The sequence below is a fragment of the Rania fehmarnensis genome (genome assembly GCF_056494185.1).
The window spans coordinates 5,392,483-5,413,344 of sequence record NZ_CM151398.1 but is presented as its reverse complement, the minus strand read 5'-3'; the positions used below and the strand labels follow the sequence as shown (position 1 = coordinate 5,413,344).

General features: G+C 52.7%; 19 protein-coding genes and 1 tRNA gene. 15 read left to right on the top strand and 5 right to left on the bottom strand.

Annotated features, from left to right (window positions below):
• Nucleotides 1-135: 135 nt before the first annotated feature.
• Nucleotides 136-339: a DUF1559 family PulG-like putative transporter gene (locus tag SH573x_RS18430; RefSeq protein ID WP_479356758.1), complete on the top strand. Its 204-nt coding sequence runs from the start codon at nt 136-138 to the stop codon at nt 337-339.
• A 149-nt stretch (nt 340-488) separates the two neighbouring features.
• On the opposite strand, the gene SH573x_RS18425 is transcribed toward SH573x_RS18430, so the two are convergent.
• Nucleotides 489-1,082, bottom strand: a complete 594-nt coding sequence (locus tag SH573x_RS18425) for a Uma2 family endonuclease (protein WP_479349163.1) — start codon at nt 1,080-1,082, stop codon at nt 489-491.
• Between the two features lie 372 nt (nt 1,083-1,454).
• On the opposite strand from SH573x_RS18425, the gene SH573x_RS18420 reads away from it, so the two are divergent.
• The 6 genes from SH573x_RS18420 to SH573x_RS18395 all read left to right on the top strand — a co-directional run bounded on the left by SH573x_RS18420 (nt 1,455) and on the right by SH573x_RS18395 (nt 10,029).
• On the top strand, nt 1,455-1,670 hold the full coding sequence (locus tag SH573x_RS18420; protein ID WP_479349162.1) for a hypothetical protein: 216 nt from the start codon (nt 1,455-1,457) through the stop codon (nt 1,668-1,670).
• A 523-nt stretch (nt 1,671-2,193) separates the two neighbouring features.
• Nucleotides 2,194-3,867, top strand: coding sequence for a potassium-transporting ATPase subunit KdpA (gene kdpA / locus SH573x_RS18415; protein WP_479349160.1), 1,674 nt, complete (start codon nt 2,194-2,196; stop codon nt 3,865-3,867).
• Between the two features lie 36 nt (nt 3,868-3,903).
• Nucleotides 3,904-5,994, top strand: coding sequence for a potassium-transporting ATPase subunit KdpB (kdpB, locus tag SH573x_RS18410; protein ID WP_479349159.1), 2,091 nt, complete (start codon nt 3,904-3,906; stop codon nt 5,992-5,994).
• Between the two features lie 27 nt (nt 5,995-6,021).
• A complete protein-coding gene (locus tag SH573x_RS18405; protein WP_479349158.1) occupies nt 6,022-6,600 on the top strand; it encodes a potassium-transporting ATPase subunit C in 579 nt (192 codons plus the stop codon).
• The gene (locus tag SH573x_RS18400; protein ID WP_479349157.1) at nt 6,597-9,320 is read left to right on the top strand and encodes a DUF4118 domain-containing protein; all 2,724 of its coding nucleotides are present in this window, start codon (nt 6,597-6,599) and stop codon (nt 9,318-9,320) included. Before SH573x_RS18405 ends, SH573x_RS18400 begins: the two co-directional genes overlap by 4 nt.
• Nucleotides 9,321-9,324: 4 nt before the next feature.
• Nucleotides 9,325-10,029, top strand: a complete 705-nt coding sequence (locus tag SH573x_RS18395) for a response regulator (RefSeq protein WP_479349156.1) — start codon at nt 9,325-9,327, stop codon at nt 10,027-10,029.
• Between the two features lie 315 nt (nt 10,030-10,344).
• On the opposite strand, the gene SH573x_RS18390 is transcribed toward SH573x_RS18395, so the two are convergent.
• Nucleotides 10,345-11,727, bottom strand: coding sequence for a Gfo/Idh/MocA family protein (locus tag SH573x_RS18390; RefSeq protein ID WP_479349154.1), 1,383 nt, complete (start codon nt 11,725-11,727; stop codon nt 10,345-10,347).
• 342 nt (nt 11,728-12,069) lie between these two features.
• Here SH573x_RS18390 and SH573x_RS18385 point away from each other — a divergent pair, with 342 nt between their 5' ends.
• Nucleotides 12,070-12,798: a PEP-CTERM sorting domain-containing protein gene (locus tag SH573x_RS18385; RefSeq protein WP_479349153.1), complete on the top strand. Its 729-nt coding sequence runs from the start codon at nt 12,070-12,072 to the stop codon at nt 12,796-12,798.
• A 230-nt stretch (nt 12,799-13,028) separates the two neighbouring features.
• Nucleotides 13,029-13,274, top strand: a complete 246-nt coding sequence (locus SH573x_RS18380) for a GntR family transcriptional regulator (protein ID WP_479349152.1) — start codon at nt 13,029-13,031, stop codon at nt 13,272-13,274.
• Between the two features lie 112 nt (nt 13,275-13,386).
• On the opposite strand, the gene SH573x_RS18375 is transcribed toward SH573x_RS18380, so the two are convergent.
• On the bottom strand, nt 13,387-13,617 hold the full coding sequence (locus tag SH573x_RS18375) for a Uma2 family endonuclease (protein ID WP_479349151.1): 231 nt from the start codon (nt 13,615-13,617) through the stop codon (nt 13,387-13,389).
• 212 nt (nt 13,618-13,829) lie between these two features.
• Between SH573x_RS18375 and SH573x_RS18370 the strand changes: the two genes are divergently transcribed.
• A complete protein-coding gene (locus tag SH573x_RS18370) occupies nt 13,830-14,273 on the top strand; it encodes a hypothetical protein (protein ID WP_479349150.1) in 444 nt (147 codons plus the stop codon).
• Nucleotides 14,266-14,475, top strand: coding sequence for a helix-turn-helix transcriptional regulator (locus SH573x_RS18365; RefSeq protein WP_479349149.1), 210 nt, complete (start codon nt 14,266-14,268; stop codon nt 14,473-14,475). The genes SH573x_RS18370 and SH573x_RS18365 overlap by 8 nt, the downstream gene beginning before the upstream one ends.
• Here SH573x_RS18365 and SH573x_RS18360 read toward each other — a convergent pair whose 3' ends face one another.
• Together SH573x_RS18360 and SH573x_RS18355 are read right to left on the bottom strand one after the other, a co-directional pair.
• The gene (locus SH573x_RS18360; RefSeq protein ID WP_479349148.1) at nt 14,476-14,961 is read right to left on the bottom strand and encodes a hypothetical protein; all 486 of its coding nucleotides are present in this window, start codon (nt 14,959-14,961) and stop codon (nt 14,476-14,478) included.
• A gap of 130 nt (nt 14,962-15,091) precedes the next feature.
• Nucleotides 15,092-16,939, bottom strand: coding sequence for a sulfatase-like hydrolase/transferase (locus SH573x_RS18355; RefSeq protein WP_479349147.1), 1,848 nt, complete (start codon nt 16,937-16,939; stop codon nt 15,092-15,094).
• Between the two features lie 465 nt (nt 16,940-17,404).
• On the opposite strand from SH573x_RS18355, the gene SH573x_RS18350 reads away from it, so the two are divergent.
• From SH573x_RS18350 to SH573x_RS18335, 4 genes are all read left to right on the top strand, one after another.
• On the top strand, nt 17,405-18,004 hold the full coding sequence (locus SH573x_RS18350) for a transposase (RefSeq protein ID WP_479356756.1): 600 nt from the start codon (nt 17,405-17,407) through the stop codon (nt 18,002-18,004).
• Between the two features lie 468 nt (nt 18,005-18,472).
• A tRNA-Ser gene (locus SH573x_RS18345) sits at nt 18,473-18,530 on the top strand.
• Nucleotides 18,531-18,950: 420 nt separating this feature from the next.
• Complete coding sequence (locus SH573x_RS18340; RefSeq protein WP_479349146.1) at nt 18,951-20,069, top strand: slipin family protein; 1,119 nt, start codon at nt 18,951-18,953, stop codon at nt 20,067-20,069.
• A gap of 172 nt (nt 20,070-20,241) precedes the next feature.
• Nucleotides 20,242-20,820: an RNA 2'-phosphotransferase gene (locus SH573x_RS18335; RefSeq protein ID WP_479349145.1), complete on the top strand. Its 579-nt coding sequence runs from the start codon at nt 20,242-20,244 to the stop codon at nt 20,818-20,820.
• Nucleotides 20,821-20,862: the final 42 nt, after the last annotated feature.

Below are 20,862 nucleotides of genomic sequence, written 5' to 3'. Positions count from 1 at the left end.
CTGTCCTTTCTTTCGGCCGGTCCGACTCAGCCAGAAGCAACAAGTTGTGAAGCTGATAGCGCAGGTTGTGCAGGTGAGTAAATGTTTGAGGTGCCCGTGCGCAATACATGTAAGGAAATCTGCGATCATGTGTGAATAAGAGTAGAGGACACACATGAACGACTGGCCAGAAACAAATCCAAAGGTTTTCAACGTGGTGAGCGAGGTACGCGTTGTCCAACACACCATTGGAGCTTCCATCCTGGCGGAGCGGTTTTTGCAAAGGCGGATGGCTCGGTGACATTTCTAACTTATGCGACCGACCGGACTTTACTTGCCGATTTAGCTTCCCGCGACTGAGCACTCTGTAAACCGGTCGTTCACTTGAAAAAAAGATTTCCGCGTTGTTTCTGAGATGCCAAAATGAAGCAAATCACGAAGCGCTAAACTGCCATGAGAATTTATGTATTGCGACGCTGGAGCAATCTTCTGAGAAAATGGGAAACGCCTTATGTCGCCCAAATCGGCGTTGTGTCAAATTCGAATCCTGGCAATACGTCTTCACCCGAAATTGATATTGGATCGGACAATACCTTCATCTCACAATTCGGACGATAGACATAAACTTGTCGATCGAACGGATCGATCAGCCAGCCGAGTCGAACACCATTAGCAATGTAGTCTAACATCTTTTGGTTGAGGCTGCTTATTCGATGCGATCGCGAACGCAATTCGATCACGAAGTCGGGAAAGATAGGAGCGAATGCTTCCCGATCTTCTTTCGATAAGGCTTCCCAGCGGTCCATCGCGATCCAAGATGCATCCGGCCCACGTTTGGAACCATCTGGCAGGGTGAAGAGGACGGATGAATCGAAAGTCTTTCCTCCGAAAGCTTTTGACCATCGATGCAACTGCACGGAGATTTCGACGTTTCGGCTTGATCCCTCACTACCGGTTGGCGTCACGACGACAATCTCTCCGTTCGCATTCTGTTCCACCTTCAAATCGGGATTCAATGCCACAAATTCTTCAAAGGACTCTGCCACCCGAAACGTAGTCGGCGTCCAATACGACTCAGATTCTTCGCGAGTAAATTGCTTCATGGTGATTTCATCCTTTTCCCGTATTCAGAAGCTTACCCATTGAATCGCAGTTTTGGCAACAATAGGGCTCCAAAAACTGATCCGATATTCTTCATCCTTTGCGATCATCCAGTCATTCTTGCAGACCACGACTTCCACTGTCTGGCGACGGTGGCTACAAATTTCTTGAAAAAGGAAAAAAGCGCGCTCACGCACAGCTCGTCCGCCCCACTATTGCTGGTGACAAATCGATGCCTGAGCTATTGAAGGTACAACTTGAACCACTCTGACAAAGAACTCGTGAGAAAAGCTCTTACCGGCAACGTTGCAGCTTTTGCAGCCTTGTACAAGCGGTACTACGGTTTGGCAGTCGGATTGGCTCGATGCTCCATCGTGACGTGCATTTGGCCGAACCGCGTGCTTCGCATCTCCAAGTTGATGGCTCTGACCATTCGGTTCGATGAAATGCTCCGCATTGGCGAAGCGTCCGGCACAATCGAACTGGCCCGCCGTGGACATGTCACCCTACCACGGAGGAATCAGATCATGGCCCTTAACCAGCTCGCGCCCGATATCCAGGAAGCCCTACTCAATCTACCGGACATGTAGGGTAAACCCGAGATCCACGAGAACCGACTGCGTCCCATTTCAGCGATGCTGTATTGGGACGACCAACGGCGTACAAGTTCACTGAGCGTAGCCGGTGTCTAGCAGCAACTCACGACACCGGTTTTTTCGTGTTTTCCTGCAATCTTCCGGGGCGCATGGAAACCCTCGTAGTGCGAAAATGCCAGAAGCGGATCTAGTGGCCGCGACAACCAGTTCCCTCCCTAGGGCAACGCATCTTGATAAAACTTTGATACTCCGCGGCTCGCTTTTGATGCGCGCTTAATATCGACATTGCGATACTTCTTATCAGTCACACGTACTGAAGGAGATCGTGATGCTGACGCTTACCATGATTTTTGTCGCGACCTGTGGGTTCGCACTTCTCTGGGCACTGATCCTGTGGATCGAACGATCACGAGGTGCCCTATGAATGCCATCGTCGTTTTGGTGATTGTTCTTTCGCTGGTCTATCTGACCTACGCGATGTTGTGCCCCGAGAAGTTTTAGGAGAGAAGAACTCGCTATGTCAATTTGGATTTTACCGTTAATGATACTGATCGCGGCTGTCGCAATTGCCTGGCCGCTTTCTTATTACATGCAATTTGTATTTGATCCGATCGATAGATCACCATTCATGCGGCGCTGGCATCATGGATTGGAAGTGGTATTGGGACGCAGCCATGAAAACGCGTCAGTAACGTGGGCTGCCTACGGCCGGTCGATGCTCATGTTTAACTACTGCATGTTCGCCCTAGTTTTTCTGGTCCTGTCGTTTCAAGATTACTTGCCAATCAATCCCGATGGCAAGGCAGGCTTGGAGCCTACCCTGGCGTTCAATACGGCGATCTCATTCATTACCAATACCAACCTCCAGCACTATTCGGGCGAGGTCTCGCTCAGCTACTTTTCGCAGTTGTCGCTCATGTGGCTGCAATTTGTATCGGCAGCGGTTGGCATCGCTGCTCTTGTGGCGGTCGCGAGAGCGATGGCGGGCTCCGAGTCCATGGGCGATTTCTACAAAGATGTTGCCACGGCTTCGCTTCTGGTGCTGCTACCCCTGGCGACCATTGCCGCGCTAAGCTTGGCGATCGGAGGAGTACCAATGACGCTCTCGGGAGCTGTGGAGGCCACGACATTGGAAGGCGCCACACAGACAATTGCTCGTGGGCCTGTGGCTGCGTTTGTGGCGATCAAACAACTTGGAACCAACGGAGGAGGATTCTTCGGACCCAACAGCTCCCATCCGCTGGAGAATCCAACTTTCTGGACTAACGTCATCAGCAATATCTGCATCTTGATCATTCCAATGTCGTCGGTATGGATGTTCGGTCGTATATCCAAGCGAATGGCACACGCGAACGCTGTGTTTGTTGTCATGCTGCTGATGTTCATCTTGCTGGTTGGTTATGCCAACTACTGCGAACAGCAACCGACCACTGCGCTGAATGGGTTACCTGTTACTTCGCATTCAAACTTAGAAGGCAAAGAGCTACGCTTTGGAATGTCCGCTGGTCCTACATGGGCAGTGGCAACAACAGCGACTTCCAACGGATCGGTCAACGCGATGCACGATAGTCTCAACCCTCTCACGGGCCTTGCTCCCATGGTGGGAATGTGGCTGAACGTGATCTTTGGCGGCGTTGGTGTTGGGATGTTGAACATGTTCTTGTTCATTGTTTTAGCTGTGTTTTTAGCCGGGATGATGGTCGGACGCACGCCTGAGTATCTGGCGCGTAAAATCGAAGCTCATGAAATGAAAGTTGCCCTGCTCACGATCTTGGCACATCCGCTTTTCATTCTTGGTGGCGTCGCATTGTTTGCAGCTAGCTCATGGGGACGCGAGACGCTCAACAATCCGGGTAGTCATGGTCTGTCTGAGATCATCTACGAATTCAGCTCAGCCGCGGCTAACAACGGCTCTGGCTTCGAAGGGCTTGGCGATAACACGCCACCTTGGAACATCGTGACCGGGCTGGTGATGCTGTTTGCCCGATTCATTCCGATCATCGCTCCGCTGGCTATTGCTGGATCGCTCAGTACTAAGCGAGCGACTCCTGAAGGAGCCGGCACGTTTCGCACCGACTCGTGGATGTTCGGTGTCATCCTGATCGGCACAGTGCTCATCGTGGGGGCCCTCCTGTTTTTGCCACTCGCAGTGCTTGGCCCGATCGCCGAGCAATTGCAAGCCGCTCAATAACTGCAACCGTTCAATCAAAACTATCGGAGTTGAAATATGTCTACCGTTTCGATGGAACCCAGTTCGGGTCATCAAAGCTCACCACCACATCGACCAAGGCCTGAGTTATTCAGCCTGAGCATGCTCGGGCCATCGATCGTCAGATCGTTTGAAATGCTTAACCCGATCCGTATGGCCAAGAATCCAGTGATGTTTATCGCAGAGGTCGGTGCAGCTCTGACGACGCTTATTACGGTGCAAGCGATCGCGACAGGTGATGAAGCGACATGGTACTTCCTCGGCCTAACCATAATTCTTTGGTTCACCGTCCTCTTCGCCAACTTTGCGGAGTCGGTAGCTGAGGCTCGCGGTCGGGCTCAGGCGGCCAGTCTGCGTTCGGCTCGCAAAGATGTCACAGCGAATAAAGTGGCTGAGATTGCAGGACGTGTCATCGATGAAGTTCCCGCATCCACACTGAAAGTTGGTGACTTTGTTGTCGTTCGTCCCGGCGAGACTATTCCTGCCGACGGCGAAGTCTTACAAGGGATTGCGCTCGTTGACGAAAGTGCAGTGACGGGTGAGAGTGCGCCGGTGATTCGCGAAAGTGGCGGCGACCGCAGCGCTGTAACTGGTGGGACACGTGTTGTCTCAGACCATATCGTCGTACGAGTCACCGCCATGCCAGGGGAGAGCTTTCTAGATCGCATGATCGCAATGGTCGAAGGAGCGAATCGAAGCAAAACTCCCAATGAGATCGCACTCACGATCCTGTTGGCAGGCTTTACGATGGTATTCTTACTCGTTTGTGTGACGCTTTATCCGATTGCAACTTACTTCGATGTTACGATCGATGTGCCAACCTTGGTTGCGCTGCTCGTATGTTTGATTCCAACCACAATCGGCGCATTGCTGGCGGCTATTGGGATCGCTGGGATCGCCAGGCTTAGTCAAGCGAACGTGATGGCAATGTCAGGTCGCGCCGTGGAAGCAGCCGGTGATGTGGATGTGTTGTTGCTAGACAAAACCGGAACGATCACGCTGGGTAATCGACAGGCCGCCGAGTTCATCCCAGCACCTGGGATTGATGAAAAGCGACTGGCAACCGTGGCACAGCTCGCATCACTGGCTGACGAAACAGCGGAGGGACGCAGCATCGTAGTTCTGGCCAAGAACAAATATGGACTTCGTGGTCAATCACTCGAGGAACTGGCTGCACAGGTCGTTCCGTTCAGTGCACGCACTCGGATGAGCGGCTTAGATCTTGAAGGGCGAGTGATTCGCAAAGGAGCGGTCGATGCGATTGCGTCTCATCTTATGGCCCGTGGTAAAGAGTTGCCACGCGAAGTTAAGTCTGAGACCCAGCGAATTGCAAAGGCAGGTGGCACGCCGCTTGTCGTCGCAGAGAATGACCAAGCGCTGGGCGTCGTCTACTTGAAGGACATCGTGAAGGGCGGGATCAAGGAACGATTTATCGAACTTCGTCGGATGGGAATCAAGACCATTATGATCACGGGCGACAACCCGCTGACGGCCGCTGCGATCGCTGCCGAAGCAGGCGTCGACGACTATCTCGCTGAAGCAACTCCCGAAGCGAAGCTGGAACTGATTCGCCGCTATCAAAGCCAAGGCCACATGGTGGCAATGACTGGCGACGGAACCAACGACGCACCAGCACTCGCTCAAGCCGATGTAGCCGTAGCGATGAACACAGGAACGCAAGCGGCAAAAGAAGCTGGCAACATGGTCGACTTGGATTCCAATCCCACGAAGTTGATCGACATTGTCTCCACGGGAAAGCAAATGTTGATGACTCGTGGTGCCCTGACGACGTTCAGTATCGCAAACGATGTCGCCAAGTACTTTGCGATCATCCCGGCTGTGTTCATGAACGCCATGCCTCACTTGGCACCGCTTAACATCATGGGGCTGGCCACACCTCGAAGTGCAATCTTGGCAGCGGTCATCTTCAACGCCCTGATCATACCGCTATTGATTCCGATTGCCATTAAAGGTGTGAAGTATCGACCGGTCGGCGCGGATGCACTTCTGGCAACGAACCTGCTGGTATATGGATTTGGCGGATTGATCGTTCCCTTTGTGGGCATCAAAGCGATCGACCTGGTGTTGGTTGCGGTTGGTTGGGTTTAGTGATTCTGTAAAGCGAGGGAAATAATCATGTTCATTGAATTCATACGTTCACTTCGGCTGACAGGACTGACAATCACGGTCTGCGTCTTTGCGTACACTACTCTCATACTTGTATCAACCACAATGGTTGCCCCGGAGAAGCGTCTGGGCAGTTTGATCTATGGAGCTGACGGCAGGGTAATCGGTTCTCGGCTTGTTGCTCAGGCTTTCACGCGTCCAGAGTATCTGTGGCCCAGACCATCGGCTGTCGATTACAATGCTTCTGGGGCGGGTGGCAGTAATTTGTCGCCGGCCAATCCCAAAATTCGCGAGCGGGCGGAGGCAATTCTCGCAAATTACGCGTTGAAAGACGGTGCCACGCTACCTGCTGATTTAGTGACTGCCTCTGGTTCAGGACTGGACCCGCATATCAGCCTTGCGGCCGCACTGATTCAAGCAGACCGGATAGCCATGAGTCGACAAGTCGATGTTTCCACCATACGAGAGCTCCTGCAAAAGCAAGCAGCATCAGAGTCAGTTACCAGCACTGGGTCAGAGGGATTAGTGAACGTTCTCGAGTTCAATTTGCTAATGGACTCGCAGCTGAAGTCGGTTGAATCGCTATGAACGACCAGGAGCGACCGACACCGGAGCAGATGCTGGCTCGGATTCGATCGGAATCGACTGAGGCCGAGTCGGCATCATCAGAAGGCAAGCTGCGATTGTTCTTCGGTTACGCAGCCGGCGTTGGCAAGACCTACGCCATGCTTCAAGCCGCTCAAGCGATGAAGCGCCAGGGGCGGGAGGTAGTCATCGGCTACGTCGAACCACACGCTCGGCCCGAAACTCAAGCATTGACGGAAGGGCTTGAAGAGTTGCCGCGACTGGAAGTTTCTTACCGCGGTTCAGTACTGAGCGAGTTCGATTTGGATGCGACACTGGCTCGTAAGCCTGAGTTTGTGTTGGTCGATGAACTTGCCCACACGAATGCACCTGGTTGTCGTCATGCAAAGCGTTGGCAAGATGTAGAAGAACTGCTCGCCGCAGGAATCAACGTACTGTCGACACTGAACGTGCAGCATGTTGAATCGCTGAATGACGTCGTAGCCGAGATCAGTGGCGTCCAGGTTCGCGAGACTGTTCCCGATTCCGTTTTGGAGCGAGCCGATGAAGTTACTTTGATCGATGTTTCTCCAGACGATCTCTTAGAACGATTACGCCAAGGAAAGATCTACGTCCCAAAGCAAGCTGCATTCGCGCTGGAGAAATTCTTTCGCAAAAATAATCTGGTAGCGCTTCGTGAGATGGCGCTGCGGCATGCGGCAGATCGTGTGCACGACGATGTGGAAGTGGCCAGACTCGGAAGTGCGTCCAATCGACCATGGCCAACGAACGAGCGACTGTTGGTGTGTGTTGGTCCCAGTCCTACGTCGGCAAAAGTGGTTCGCGCTGCAAAGCGACTTGCCGATAGGATTCACGCTCCCTGGATTGCGCTGCATATCGAATCAGCGCTTGCTGCCCAGTGGAGTGACGCAGATCGCCAGCAACTCCATCGCAATCTCAAACTCGCCGAAAGCTTAGGCGGCGAAATTGTTCAGGCTTCGGGTGATGACGTCAGCCAGGAGTTGCTGGCTTACGCATCCAGTCGAAATGTCACAAAGATCGTCGTCGGGAAGACCGGGGCACAAGCGATTCGATGGTGGCGACGTCCGAACTCATTAGTGGAGCGATTGCTGCGTGACAGCGGCAATATGGATGTCGTTGTCGTTCGCGGAGTCGACGAACCACATCCTGTTTCCACAACTTGGTATTCACGTTCGTCCAATCTGCCTCCCCTGAGGTGGCTGGAAGCGACAATCTACACGGTAGCGGCAACGCTTAGTACGCTCTTGATGCATCGTGCCGGATTCTCAGATGCGAATCTGGTCATGGTTTACCTGCTCTCAGTCGTGGCAATTGCAGCGCGATGCGGAAGTTTGCCATCGATTGCAGCTTCAGTTGCCGCTGTGCTGATTTTTGATCTGCTATGCACTCAGCCGTACTATCGCGTCACCGTTTATGACAGCCAGTATCTGGTGACGTTTGCCGTGATGTTGATCGTCGGTTTGCTGGCCAGTACTCTCACATCGCGAGTCCGTTATCAAGCGGATGCGGCTCGCAGGAACGAGCGCAGGGCAGAAGCACTCTATCGCCTCAGTCGTCGGCTAGCCAAAACAGCCAGGACCGCGGATCTATTGCGAGAGACAGAGCAGATTATCTCTGAAGTGTTCGATGCTCACGCTGTGATCTACCTTCCGAACGATGAACGAAAGGTGCGTCCGATCCTTGGCCATGTCGCAAGTTTTGCCGCTAGTGCTAAAGAGTTCGCGACGGCTCAGTGGGTGCTGGACCATAACGAACCCGCTGGAGCCGGAACAAATACGTTGCCCAGTTCTGAGGCAGTCTATATTCCGCTATCAACCCCAGACAATGTCGCAGGCGTGATGGCAATTCAGCCAACGAAAGCAAACACTCAGCTCTCGATCGACGCACGACAATTGCTTGAGACATATGCGACACAAATCGCGTTTGCGATCGAACGCAATAACTTGTCTGAGCGATCGCAACGCGCGGAGCTGGAATCCGAAGCGGAGAAGCTGCGGAGCTCGCTGCTCAGTGCTGTATCGCATGATCTACGAACGCCCCTGGCAGCGATTGCTGGTGCGGCGAGCAGTCTCGATGCAAACATCAATAAAGAGTCGATTGACCCAGCTAGTCACGATTTACTTGAGACGATCGTGGATGAGTCACAGCGTTTAGCGCGATTGGTCGAAAACCTATTGCACATGACTCGCTTGTCCAGCGGTAAAGTGCAGATTAATCGTCAATGGCAGCCAGTTGAAGAAGTCGTCGGTTCGGCCCTTCACCGACTCGATCATGTGCTCACTGACCGTGAAGTCAAAGTGCAAATTGAAGGAGAGCTACCGTTGGTGCATGGTGACGACATTCTTCTTGAGACGGTTCTTGTCAATTTGATCGACAACGCATTGAAGTACTCGCCCGATCATTCACAGATCGAGATTCAGTGTGGGCCGGTGAGCGGTGGCATCGCTATTCAAGTGGCTGACCGTGGTTGCGGCGTCCTTCCTGGAGATGAAGAGAAGATCTTCGAGAAGTTCCATCGAGGCTCAGGTCCGAACATAGACCGACGAGGAACCGGCTTGGGGCTGGCGATTTGCGATGCGATCGTCCGCGCTCACAGGGGGACGATCACGGCAAATAACCGTCCCGGAGGCGGTACAATAGTACGCTTCACCATCCCAAATGAGACTATACCGCCGCAGATCGTGCCAGAGATTGACGAATAACGATATGGTTAACTCGAGTGCACCACTAATTGCCATTATCGAAGACGAAGCTCCGATTCAGAAGTTTCTGCAAGCGTCTCTTCACGTCGAGGGATTCCGCGTCGTTCAAGCCACCACGGCAAAGGAAGGCGTGCGACTAATTACGCAGGAACATCCCGCGATTGTGTTGCTGGATCTGGGACTGCCTGACGCCGACGGCATCAGTGTCATTACGTCAGTTCGCGGCTGGTCATCGCTACCAATTATCGTACTTTCTGCTCGCGGCGAAGAGAAAAGTAAAATAGAAGCGTTGGATGCTGGTGCGGATGACTATCTGACGAAGCCGTTTGGGGTCGGGGAATTGCTTGCTCGGATTCGCGGTGCCTTGCGTCGAGCAGCTCGTCCCTCCGGAAATGGCGAAGATCACACCTTTCGTTTTGGCCACGTATATGGCGACCTCGCCGCGCGGCAGATTTTTGTCGAAGGGGGAGAGGTCAAACTGACCAAGCTGGAGTTCGATCTGCTCGCCCTGCTTGTACGCAATCGCGATCGCGTGTTGACGCACCAATACCTACTGAAGGAAGTCTGGGGGCCTGGTTCGGCCAACGAACCCCATTACGTTCGCGTTTTTATGGCAAACCTGCGCAAGAAGTTGGAATCGAATCCGAGCCGTCCACAGTACCTGCTCACTGAGCAAGGAATAGGTTATCGGCTGCGGACTACAACTTAACGGTTCGTAGCAAGATGTGAAGCGCAAAGCATCGGCGGTTTTTGTGCTTATTGAGCGTTCTGGGCCAAAGCGTGCCATACCGCGCGCGTGAGTTCGATCAGACGGTCCATCGATTGAGCATACGATTTCGCCAAGTCCTCCTGCGTTGCACTGTTCAGTTCTACAACTCGAGCTGGTGGAGCGTCTTGTGTTCCTGCAGTCGATGCTGTTGCCTATTCCTTTTCTTGCCCCCATTTTCTTGCCACAACTGGGTGACGGCGTGCAATAGAGGCACTTCTTCAACCCTGAGTTGCGCATGGGAGGCAGCATTCAAAATCAACTCGAGATCTCAAAACCCTTACGATACTCTCTCGCGACAAAGCTCTGAGCTTGAGGATCACCAACCACGGACTCCGAAGTGGGGTCCCATGTGATTTTTCGATTGAGTCTCGCGGCAATGCCTGCCAGGTGACAGGTTGACAAGGCACGATGGTGACTGAAAACATCCGAAATTGGTTCTTGGTGATCGCGGACTGACTCAAAGAAATTGCGAAAATGATCGACTAATGGACGTCCTTTGTAGGCTGTCTCCAGCGCACCGCTTGGTAAGGGATTCGTTTTGAGTTCGTCAACCGGTGCCCCGGTCAGCTTACCACGATTCACAAAGATGCGGCCTGCGGATCCTTCGAACAGGATGCCATTATCCCGATCATGGCGTATCTCAATTTCCAGATCATCCTGAAATTTGCAGATGATGCGGAACTCGGTCGCGGTGTTGTATCGCGTAACGTCTACCGGGTAGCCATCTTTGAACTCAACCGGGTGTTTTACCAAAACTGGATCGATCGACACCGGACCTGTATCTGTTTTGCCGAGTCCCCACGTGGCAATATCTACATGATGGGCGCCCCAATCGGTGAGCTTGCCACCGGAGTATTCGTACCACCAACGGAATTCGTAGTGACACCGTGACCAGCTCTTGGTTTCGCCATTGTCGCTGGGTATGAATCGGAACTCTCGTTCTTGGACGGGGCCCTGCCAAAGATTCCAATCCAGTGTTTTAGGAACTTCGGCAACTGGTATTTCTGGACTTACCGGTGCTCCACCAATACTGCACGTGGCACGTTTGATCTTCCCCAAGCGACCGGATTGAATGAGAGCAATGGCGCGAACAAACTGTTCGTCGCTGCGCTGTTGCGTCCCGATTTGGACGATGCGACCAGTCTTTCTGCATACGTCGCAAATCTGTTTACCTTCGGCAATCGTCAGCGTCATTGGCTTTTCACAGTAAACATCTTTGCCGGCTTGCATGGCTTCGATCGCGATCTTGGCGTGCCAATGATCGGGAGTGGAAATGTGAACGATATCGATGTCTTGGTTATCAAGAATAGCTCTGTAGTCTAGAAAGCTCGTCGGCTTCTTCGCTGACCACTCATTCACCAAGTCTGTCGCTCGTTCTCTTCGAAGCGTATCGACATCGCAAACGGCAACATAGTCGCCATAATTCTTGAACTCGGGTGCTGATCCCCAGGGGCCATCCACGCCGGTCGCTTTCACGAACCAGCGGCTACCCGTACCTATGGCACCAACTCGTGGCCTATCGTTGGCTGAGCGGAAACCATGAGCACGATTGCCGTGCACCAGGATGGAAGCACCAGCCCATGCCAAAGTGGATTTCAGCACTGAACGACGAGATAACTTGACTGATGATTTCGACATGGGAACTTCTGATTGTTTGGGGAAGTCAACGTTCAATATATTGGCGGGACTACCTACGAGATTCTACCGTCCTGACCGGGGCCTGACTTCGAACGTGCGATTCTCGACCTGCGTGATTGAGCCATGAATTTGCTGCGAGGTGAGACGAAAATATTGCGATTGCACATGTCCCATACCAATTACGACCACGGAACGACACAATTCCCCGCGTGGCTGTTCGATCCACCTAATGTTAACGGAATGCAATCTGAACAACAAAAAACCTTCCTTTTAGGCAGTCAGCTGCTATTATCGGTGTTTATCCGTACGTTCTCTCTGCGATTATCAACAGGATTTGAGCCAATGCGACTACTGAATAACTTTGCGGTGCTCTGTCTAGCGATGCTCACTCCCAGCACAGTTTCGGCAGACCTGATCATGATCGAAAATTTTGAGGATAACACTGTAAATTTTACGGTTTCCGATCCACTATTCCATGACGGAGCGAGCGATTATTTCACCATCGTACCACTCAATGGCTTGGCAGCCCCCGTGGATGCATACTCGGGCTTCAATGGCGCCAATTATTTTGCTGCCGAAGATGTGGATGACGGTGGTCTGCGCCCCGAATCTCGAACGATGAGTTTCAACGTAAACATCTCCAACTTCAACAATCTGGCATTCAGTACTCTGTTCGCTGCGGGTGGAAACGCAGCGGTCACACCTGCATACGACAGCAATGATGGTTTCTTGGTACGAGCGTCGATTGACGGGGGGGCGTTCCAAAATCTATTGGCATTTGAAGCGGTCGGGCCGACGAATCAACTGTTGCGTCAAGATACCGATTTCAATGGAGTCGGCGACGGATTCCTACCGAGTTCTACGTTTGCAGCTTTTAGCAACCTGGCTATTTCGGGAACAGGGAACAATCTACTGCTTGAGATTATTTTGACCAGCAATGATGGAAATGTGGAATTTGCTTTTGATGACGTTATCATCACAGGCAACTTGGTTGCAGTTCCAGAGCCGTCTTCGATGGTGCTGTTGATTTTGGCTGGTTCAGCCCTTGGTTTTCGACGCCGGAGAGCATAATCCCCATAATCTGAGCATTCGATTGGTGAGAACGGTTTCTTAAGGGAGCGGCAAGCCGCTCCCTTTTTCGTTTCATCTTCGTCAGCTGCAGAAACGCACTCTGATAGACGACCATCTGGCGATGGTGGCTACGGAGATGCATCCAACCTGTGGCGACCACGCGCTTGATAAGGGCACGGTGCATTACTACAGTAATGCACATATGCAGTCGAGTGAGCCTGGAGGTCAACATGATGACCATCAGTAAAGCCTATGCGAGGCTGGAGGTGGATGGCGTCTTGGTCCGCAGGCGGGGCGTGGGAATGGTGATCGCCGAGTCAGAGACTCCAACTTCAGCGTCCGTCAAGGCGCGGCAGGCCGAACTTCGGCCGCTGATCGAACAGGCGGTGCTGCGTGGCTTGCAATTGAACCTGTCGAATCCACAAATTATCGCCGTCGTGGAGTCGATCTTGAAAGAGAGCCGCCGATGGAGCTAGACAGGTCTCCAGGCCCGTCCGCACCTCGCATTTGTTGTTTGAATTTCCAAATGCGGACGGGCCAGGAGACCCGTCCTACAAGAGTCGCCAACTCGCCAATTAGAACCTTGGCTTATGTGGCCCAAATTTGCTTTGAGTATAATTCGAAGCCCGGCAATACTTCGTCACTCGAAAGTGACAATGGATCTGAAAATGTTTCCATCTCGCAATTCGGACGGTAAACATAGACTTGTCGATCAAACGGATCGATCAGCCAGCCGAGTCGCACTCCATTGGCGATATAGTCCAACCTCTTTTCGTTGAGGCTGCTTATTCGATCCGATCGCGAACGCAATTCGATCACGAAAGTCTTTCCTCCGAAGCCTTTTGACCATTGATGCAACTGCGCGGAGATTTCAACGGCGACACGACAAGGGATGCACCACGTTAACACCTCTACCGTCTGGCGACTTTAGCTACAGTGACCTACTTGAAACCATGTAACCTACAGGTTACTATCGATGCATGTAACCTACAGGTTACTCACGGGGAGTACTTCAATCAGTGAGCGCAAAGATGGCGAACGAGCAATTGGAACTGGCGGATAAGTTGACGTTGCGGCGAGCGCGGGCTGCGGTAGTCTTGGGAATTCTATTTATCGCGAGCATGGCCACCAGTCTTAAAGTCGACATCGGCGATAGTCGGCCAGCCACGCTACAGCTGGGCGCCTGGATCGTCTGGGCGGTCGCTCTACTTGTGTTGGTCGCGTTGGGGGGCGGGTGGTTTCGAAAGCCATTTGTTCGATCGATGATGAATGATGATTCCACGATTGAAAATCGCAAGACAGCACTAGTCACCGGGTTTTGGGCCATCGTTGTTTGTGCGTTCTTTCTTTACGGACTGAGCTTCGTCGAAGATTTTACTGGGCGTCAGGCCATCCGCATCATGCTGTCAGCGGCCATAGGCGCGGCTGCCATTCGATTCGGAACACTCGAGCGGCGAGCCCTAAAAAGTGCCTGAACTTCTCCGAAATCGACTTAAAGAAGAGCGTGAGCGACTTCAACTCACTCAAGCGCAGCTAGCCGAGAAGGTTGGTGTCAGTCGCAAGACGATCAATACAGTTGAGAATGGTATATTTATCCCATCAACAGTCCTGGCACTAAAACTGGCTAAGGTTATCGGTCGACCAGTTGAGCGATTGTTTTATCTTGTTGGACAATAACTATTCGGTCAACTCGTAGACGCCGCGGCCAGCCCGTTTGAGCTTGCCTTGTTCTGCGAGTTCCTCCCAAACATCGCGTGGAAACTGATTGGGTGGAGTGATGGCGAGAACACTCGATTTGTTCCCGCCAGACATGGGGCCACGGCCCAGACGAGATTCATCATCGAGAATGGTGAGCTTCAGCCGTTTGCGAAAGGCCTTCATCGCCAGTCTCAGCACTTCTTTACGGGCGGCGGCTGCCTCCGCAGCTATTTTCGGATCGACTTCAATCACTTGTTCCGAATCATCCGACGGCTCGTTCGGTTCGGTGATTCTCTCTGGCGGATTCGATTGCGACATGCTGGATGATTCCAAATCTGAGTTGCGACATACCTCACGGACTTGCAAAGCTGCAAACAATTCCAGCTTGTCGATAGCCGACGAAGTGAGTGCCACTTCGACCACCAAGTCGGGAGCCGGATCGACTTCGAAGTCAAGTCCCGTCATCGTAATTCTATCATTTGCCAGCGCCCAGAAGTACCTCGTCCTGGTCTGAGCAGACTCGACACCGTCCCCAGACGGTGGATGCACCACGTTAACGCCTCTACCGTCTGGCGACGGTGGCTACGCCTAATATCTACTTCGATACGATGTTCTTAATCAACCGGGGGACGTAGCTGTCATAGCGAGCATGCGGTGAAGGCCCGTCCGGTCGAAGGGTCTCGATCATCGAGTGAAGCGAACGCCCTTTTTCGCCGATCGCCTCGATCGCTGCCAGCGCTGACATGGACACGAGGACACCATTCTCTGGTGGCGCGGCCAGCGAACCAAGCGTGGCTAATGCTGGAGCGAGAGAATCGTTACTCCCATATTGGATCAGGGCTTGAGCCGCAACAATTCGGACAGCCGCTGAGGAATCCGTTAGCGCCTTGGCAAGATTAACTTCGTGCTTAGTTACTACCTGTTGGCCGCGAATCAGTAGACCCATAGCGCCCCAGTAACGAACCGCACTGTCGTCATCTGACAGCAGAACGATCAACGAACTTTCCGAACTGTCTTCGACGTTGGATGCGGTAGCTGCAGCGGCCACAATTTTCTCTTGAGCATATTTGAATGGATCGCGTGCGATCTCGTAAGGCGTGCTTCCCGATGCACGCACATGCATTTCCAGCTCAGGCAAGAAACATACATCTTTCGTACGCAGGATATGTTTCATGTGGGCGTCTCGCATCTTTTGCAGTATGGCTTGATGCTCCTTTGAATGTGCCAGGTTTGTAACTTCGTCGCGATCGTTTTCTAAATCGTAGAGTTCTTCTGAGTCTTTAGGAACTCTCCAGAAGATCGACTGCGCTTCGTTGGTCAAACCTTGCACGAACTGATGATGCCAAACTCGAGTACTCGGTGTCTCGAACTGGTAAGCAACTCTTTGGGCTTGAGAGACATGAGGGTGATAGTTTCTCAAGTAGACAAAGCGCCCGTCGGTAACGCTGCGAACCAAGTCCATCCGTTCGTCCATACGTCCACGCTCGCCGTAAAGAAACGGTTGTGGCTCACTCTGATGCGGGCCCGCAAATGCATGGCCCTGCATCCATTCCGGCGGCTTGATGTCTGCCATGCTCAGTACGGTCGGAGCGAGGTCAACAAAAGACACCATGCGATCGGACATCCCACTGGCTTTGTATTCTCTCGGAGCAAGATGCTCCCATTTCGGAGGGAAATAGACGACCAATGGTACATGCAGACCCGAATTGGATGGCCATCGCTTGCTGCGCGGCATGCCACTGCCGTGATCGCCGTAGTAGAAGACAATGGTGTCCTCTGCCAGGCCAGCAGCGGCGAGTTCAGCCAGTCGTTTACCTGCATCGGCATCCGCTTCGCTCACTTTGTCATAGTACTGCGCCCAATCTTCGCGAACTGCAGGCAAATCCGGATGATAAGCTGGCACACGCACTTCTTCGGGTTTCGTGATTTGTATGTGCGGGCGTGTACGTATCTGGCTTTCATGACTCCTCGTCGAGTTGAAAACTGCGAAGAATGGTTGTCCTCGGGCTCGATTTTTCCAGCTGGCTTTGCCAGAAGACTCATCCCACACCTTGCCTGGCTCGTCGACGTTGTAGTCGGTTTTGCTATTGTTCGTGCAGTAGTAACCTACCTCTCGAAGATACTGCGGATAAAGCTTGATGCCTGCAGGCAGAGTTACCATCGAACGCATGTGTAGTCCGCCGCTGCTGGATGGATACAACCCGGTAATGATTGCCGTCCTAGCAGGGGCGCATACTGGAGCGACTGACCAAACACGCTTAAAGGCCATACCCTTGGCGGCGAGTCCATCGATGTTGGGTGTCCTCGCCAATTTGTCCCCATAACAACCCATCTCGGGCCCATGGTCTTCACTCGTTAGCCAAAGAATGTTGGGCCGCTCGGCAGACAACAGACTGCTACTGAGGAGCGAAATGCCTAAAATCGCGATTAGCTTGGGTAACATGCTTAAGAAAATTCAAAGTGAAAAAATAGAAGACCGTTTACGTCGACTCTATCTTAGGTGATTTTGTTCCAACGTAGGACGGGTCTCCAGGCCCGTCCGTCCAAGAATGTAGGACGGGTCTCCAGGCCCGTCCCCTGTCTTTTAACAACTCATTACACTCTTACCCTCATGGCATGCAGGCGCGTCCTTAGTAAAATCGAGATTGGACGGGCCTGGAGACCCGTCCTACTTGGATTGAGAGTGGACGGGCCTGGAGACCCGTCCTACTTGGATTGAAAATTGGACGGGCCTGGAGACCCGTCCTACTTGGAATGAAAAGTGGACGGGCCTGGAGACCCGTCCTACGGGGTTGGTTGAATTGGAGGGGATTTTGCGGTGGCTGCCAGCGACCTCTGGAACCTTGATCCGCCACCCGGATTTCAAGGCTTACGAGACGATCTTCCGCTCAGTGTCTATACTCGCCACATGCCTCATTGGCGACAACCAGGTGCAACATACTTCGTCACGTTTCGCTTGGCCGACTCACTTCCAGAATCTCGATTGCACGAGTTAAGACAGTTAAAGGCCGAATGGTTGCGGTGCCATCCAGGAATACCCGACAAGCAGGCGCTAGAAAGCTTGGCGCGGATGGTTTTCATACGGATCGAAAGTTGGCTGGACCAAGGTCTAGGTAGTTGCGTACTTTCGAACGATCGATTCGCACAGTTGGTAGACCAATCACTGCAACATTTTCAGAACGTGCGTTACGAACTTGGAGCCAGCGGGATTATGCCCAACCATGTCCATTGCGTCGTGAGGCCCTTTTCACGAGCAGGAGTCGAGCTAGAGAAAATTACCGGTAGCTGGAAGTCATACAGTTCCAGGATAATCAATTCGGCAATTGGGCAAACAGGTAGCTTGTGGCAAGATGAGAGCTATGACCGCATCGTGCGTGACGAAGAACATCTTTGGCGATGTCTGCAATACATCTGTCGTAATCCGAAAAATGCAGGGCTATCCAATGAATCTTGTAAGCTTTGGCTTAATCCCGAATGGGAAGCCCTCGGTTGGAAGTTTGAATCATAGAACGGGCCGTAGAACGGGCCGTAGAACGGGTCTCCAGGCCCGTTCATAAAACCAGCTCCGGCTTGTCATTGTTGATGGCGGACGGGCCTGGAGACCCGTCCTACTTGGATTGAGAAGTGGACGGGCCTGGAGACCCGTCCTACTTGGATTGAGAAGTGGACGGGCCTGGAGACCCGTCCTACGAAATTTGCAGCGTCTGACGGAATTTGTGAGGACCCGAAAGTTCAACTCCCGCGAACCAATGCTGGGGACCGGCGTCTATATATGCAGCCTGCAGCCTGTGCCAGGAATGTTCGCCTGGGAGCGGATACGGTTCCTAAACCGCTAAACAGTGTTCGAATCACTGCATTCCAATTTACAAGCAAGCGTTTGGTCGATGTGGTTCCGACGGCGCGGTGGCCTCTGCCAAGTAAGCAGTTAGCTCATCGTGTTCCGCGTACGGGTTCTAGCAACGACATCGATTGAAGTAGCTCAGTGGGTAGAGCATCAGTCTAGAAAACTGACGGTCACGGGTTCGACTCCCGTCACGCAACAAGTTGGCTGCAAACCAACCCGGGCGCGTAAGCGTTCACCAAGTAGCTGGCGGGCAACGGTTGTTTGACTTGATCCGCTTTGGTTGGCCGAAGAAGCACGACTGGAATTCGAACACTTCTAGTGAGTGGACGAAGTCTAACTCGGATGATTTTGGTTCATCCAGGCAGCAGACAGGTTCGCTTTGTAGAAGGACAGCAGGCTGTTGATAAGTGCGGTTGAATCGAGAGGACGAGCATTGGATGCGAAAGCAGCCATTGCCGCGAAGCCTCGCACGCAATCCCATGGCTCAGCAGACAAAGTTCTCCTCCGCGTTGCCAAACTGTGATCAGCGAACAACTTGTTGCCTTAAGGCCTCTACTTTTTACTTCCAAAATCAAAGTGTCACTCACTATCGTGAAAGGAGGCGATCCCCATGTTAGTCAAGAAGATCATGATCCGCAGCTACGAGGTTGGCCTGAAGTTTCGCGATGGCGAATTCAAAGGCCTGCTCAATACGGGAAAGCATTGGATTCTCGATCCATGGAACAAGATCCAAGTTCGAGTAGTGTCGATGCGCGAGCCTTGGTTGGTCGACGAACAACTGGATATGATCGTGAAGTCGGGCGCCATTCAGGGTCGAGCAGAAGTCGTCGACTTGAAAGACAACCAGCGCGCCCTGGTATGGATTGATGGTCGCTTTACGCGCTTACTTGGTCCAGGCCTGCATGCCTACTGGCTTGGAACTCGCGATGTTCGAGTGGAACTGATCGACGCGCGGAAAGCCAAGTTTGAGCACGACGACCTCAAGGCAATCGTACGAGCGAGCGAAGCAACTCGTTGGCTGGACATTTGTAAAGTCCAGCGCGACTGCGTGGGTGTCCTGTTCGTTGACGGACGGTATGTCGATCAGCTCGATCCAGGTCTGTATGCGTTCTGGAAGGATGCGGCAGATGCTCGTGTGGTCGAGCTGGACATGCGGGAGGCACAAATCGACGTTAGCGGCCAAGAGATCATGACGCTCGACAAGGTAACTCTCCGCATGAACGCTTTGGTTACCTATGTGATCAAGGATGCGCGTCGCGCTGTGTCGGCGGCCAGCGATGTACGTCAGTCGCTATACCGTGATGTACAGTTGGCACTGCGTGCAGTGATCGGTGGTCGAGAGCTCGACAGCTTTTTGACGGGCAAAGACGATGTGGCTCAAGAACTTGAACAGCAAGTTCGCGCGCAGGCAGCAGCCTTGGGTCTAGAAGTTCGTTCAGTGGGTATCAAGGATGTGATCCTGCCAGGCGACATGAAGGACCTGATGAACCGCGTTACCGAAGCCAAGAAAGCAGCCGAAGCTAACTTGATCGCTCGACGCGAGGAAACTGCGGCCATGCGAAGCCAAGCCAACACGGCCAAGCTCTTGGCCGATAACCCAACCTTGATGCGACTTCGCGAACTGGAAGTACTCGAAAAGATTGCGTCAGCCGGCAAGCTGAACATCGTCCTGGGCCCAAGAAAGTCAGATACAGAAGGACTGGCCGACAAAGTCGTAAACCTGTTGTAGGACCGACAAATCGTGTAAGCTTTGAGCCGTTAGTGGAAACGAAAGAGTATCTCACGAAGAGGTGCGATCAGGCAATCTCTTCGCTTACTCCTGATCCCTTACTGCTCATTGCTTACCCTTTGCGGTCCAAATCCGTTGAACTGCAAGCAAGCGAACCACGAAGCCATTTTCAATGAATGATTCTTCTATGGCTACGGAAAAAAACAGTCTCACCTCTACCAGCAAATTCCTGAGCCTCGTACTTCGACATCAGCCTGAGGTTGTGGGCATGCAGCTTGAACCTGAGGGTTGGTTGCCGATCGACGAGTTGATTCAGAATGCTAATCGCCAGGGAAAGCGGTTGACACTAGAGTTGTTACACGAGGTTGTCGCGTCGTGCGAGAAGCAGCGGTTCTCTCTCAGCGAAGACGGACTAAAGATTCGAGCCAACCAAGGACACTCCGTCGCTGATGTGGAGCTCAATCTTCAGCCGGTTTCGCCTCCGAGCGCTTTATACCATGGGACGGTGGCCGCTTTTTTGGATAGCATTCGCGAGCACGGATTGCTGAAACGCTCTCGCAACCATGTGCATTTGTCTGCGGACATCGAAACCGCCAAGAAAGTTGGGGCTCGGCGCGGGAGACCTGTGGTCTTGACGATCCGAGCCCAAGCGATGTACGCAACGGGACATGCTTTCTACTTGTCGGCCAATGGTGTTTGGCTGACGGAGACTGTACCGAACCGGTTCATTGAATTTCCAGTCGATCATTGACATGCGCGCAGGTGATCGGCTTGACCTGTGCAACATTTTGGC

Excerpts from the sequence above, each read along its gene's own strand:
- SH573x_RS18400 (WP_479349157.1), top strand. The coding sequence starts at position 6,597 with ATGAACGACCAGGAGCGACCGACACCGGAGCAGATGCTGGCTCGGATT.
- SH573x_RS18385 (WP_479349153.1), top strand. The coding sequence starts at position 12,070 with ATGCGACTACTGAATAACTTTGCGGTGCTCTGTCTAGCGATGCTCACT.
- SH573x_RS18425 (WP_479349163.1), bottom strand. The coding sequence starts at position 1,082 with ATGAAGCAATTTACTCGCGAAGAATCTGAGTCGTATTGGACGCCGACT.
- SH573x_RS18340 (WP_479349146.1), top strand. The coding sequence starts at position 18,951 with ATGTTAGTCAAGAAGATCATGATCCGCAGCTACGAGGTTGGCCTGAAG.
- SH573x_RS18335 (WP_479349145.1), top strand. The coding sequence starts at position 20,242 with ATGAATGATTCTTCTATGGCTACGGAAAAAAACAGTCTCACCTCTACC.
- kdpB (WP_479349159.1), top strand. The coding sequence starts at position 3,904 with ATGTCTACCGTTTCGATGGAACCCAGTTCGGGTCATCAAAGCTCACCA.
- SH573x_RS18405 (WP_479349158.1), top strand. The coding sequence starts at position 6,022 with ATGTTCATTGAATTCATACGTTCACTTCGGCTGACAGGACTGACAATC.
- SH573x_RS18360 (WP_479349148.1), bottom strand. The coding sequence starts at position 14,961 with ATGACGGGACTTGACTTCGAAGTCGATCCGGCTCCCGACTTGGTGGTC.
- SH573x_RS18395 (WP_479349156.1), top strand. The coding sequence starts at position 9,325 with ATGGTTAACTCGAGTGCACCACTAATTGCCATTATCGAAGACGAAGCT.
- kdpA (WP_479349160.1), top strand. The coding sequence starts at position 2,194 with ATGTCAATTTGGATTTTACCGTTAATGATACTGATCGCGGCTGTCGCA.
- SH573x_RS18390 (WP_479349154.1), bottom strand. The coding sequence starts at position 11,727 with ATGTCGAAATCATCAGTCAAGTTATCTCGTCGTTCAGTGCTGAAATCC.
- SH573x_RS18370 (WP_479349150.1), top strand. The coding sequence starts at position 13,830 with ATGGCGAACGAGCAATTGGAACTGGCGGATAAGTTGACGTTGCGGCGA.
- SH573x_RS18355 (WP_479349147.1), bottom strand. The coding sequence starts at position 16,939 with ATGTTACCCAAGCTAATCGCGATTTTAGGCATTTCGCTCCTCAGTAGC.
- SH573x_RS18380 (WP_479349152.1), top strand. The coding sequence starts at position 13,029 with ATGATGACCATCAGTAAAGCCTATGCGAGGCTGGAGGTGGATGGCGTC.
- SH573x_RS18350 (WP_479356756.1), top strand. The coding sequence starts at position 17,405 with ATGCCTCATTGGCGACAACCAGGTGCAACATACTTCGTCACGTTTCGC.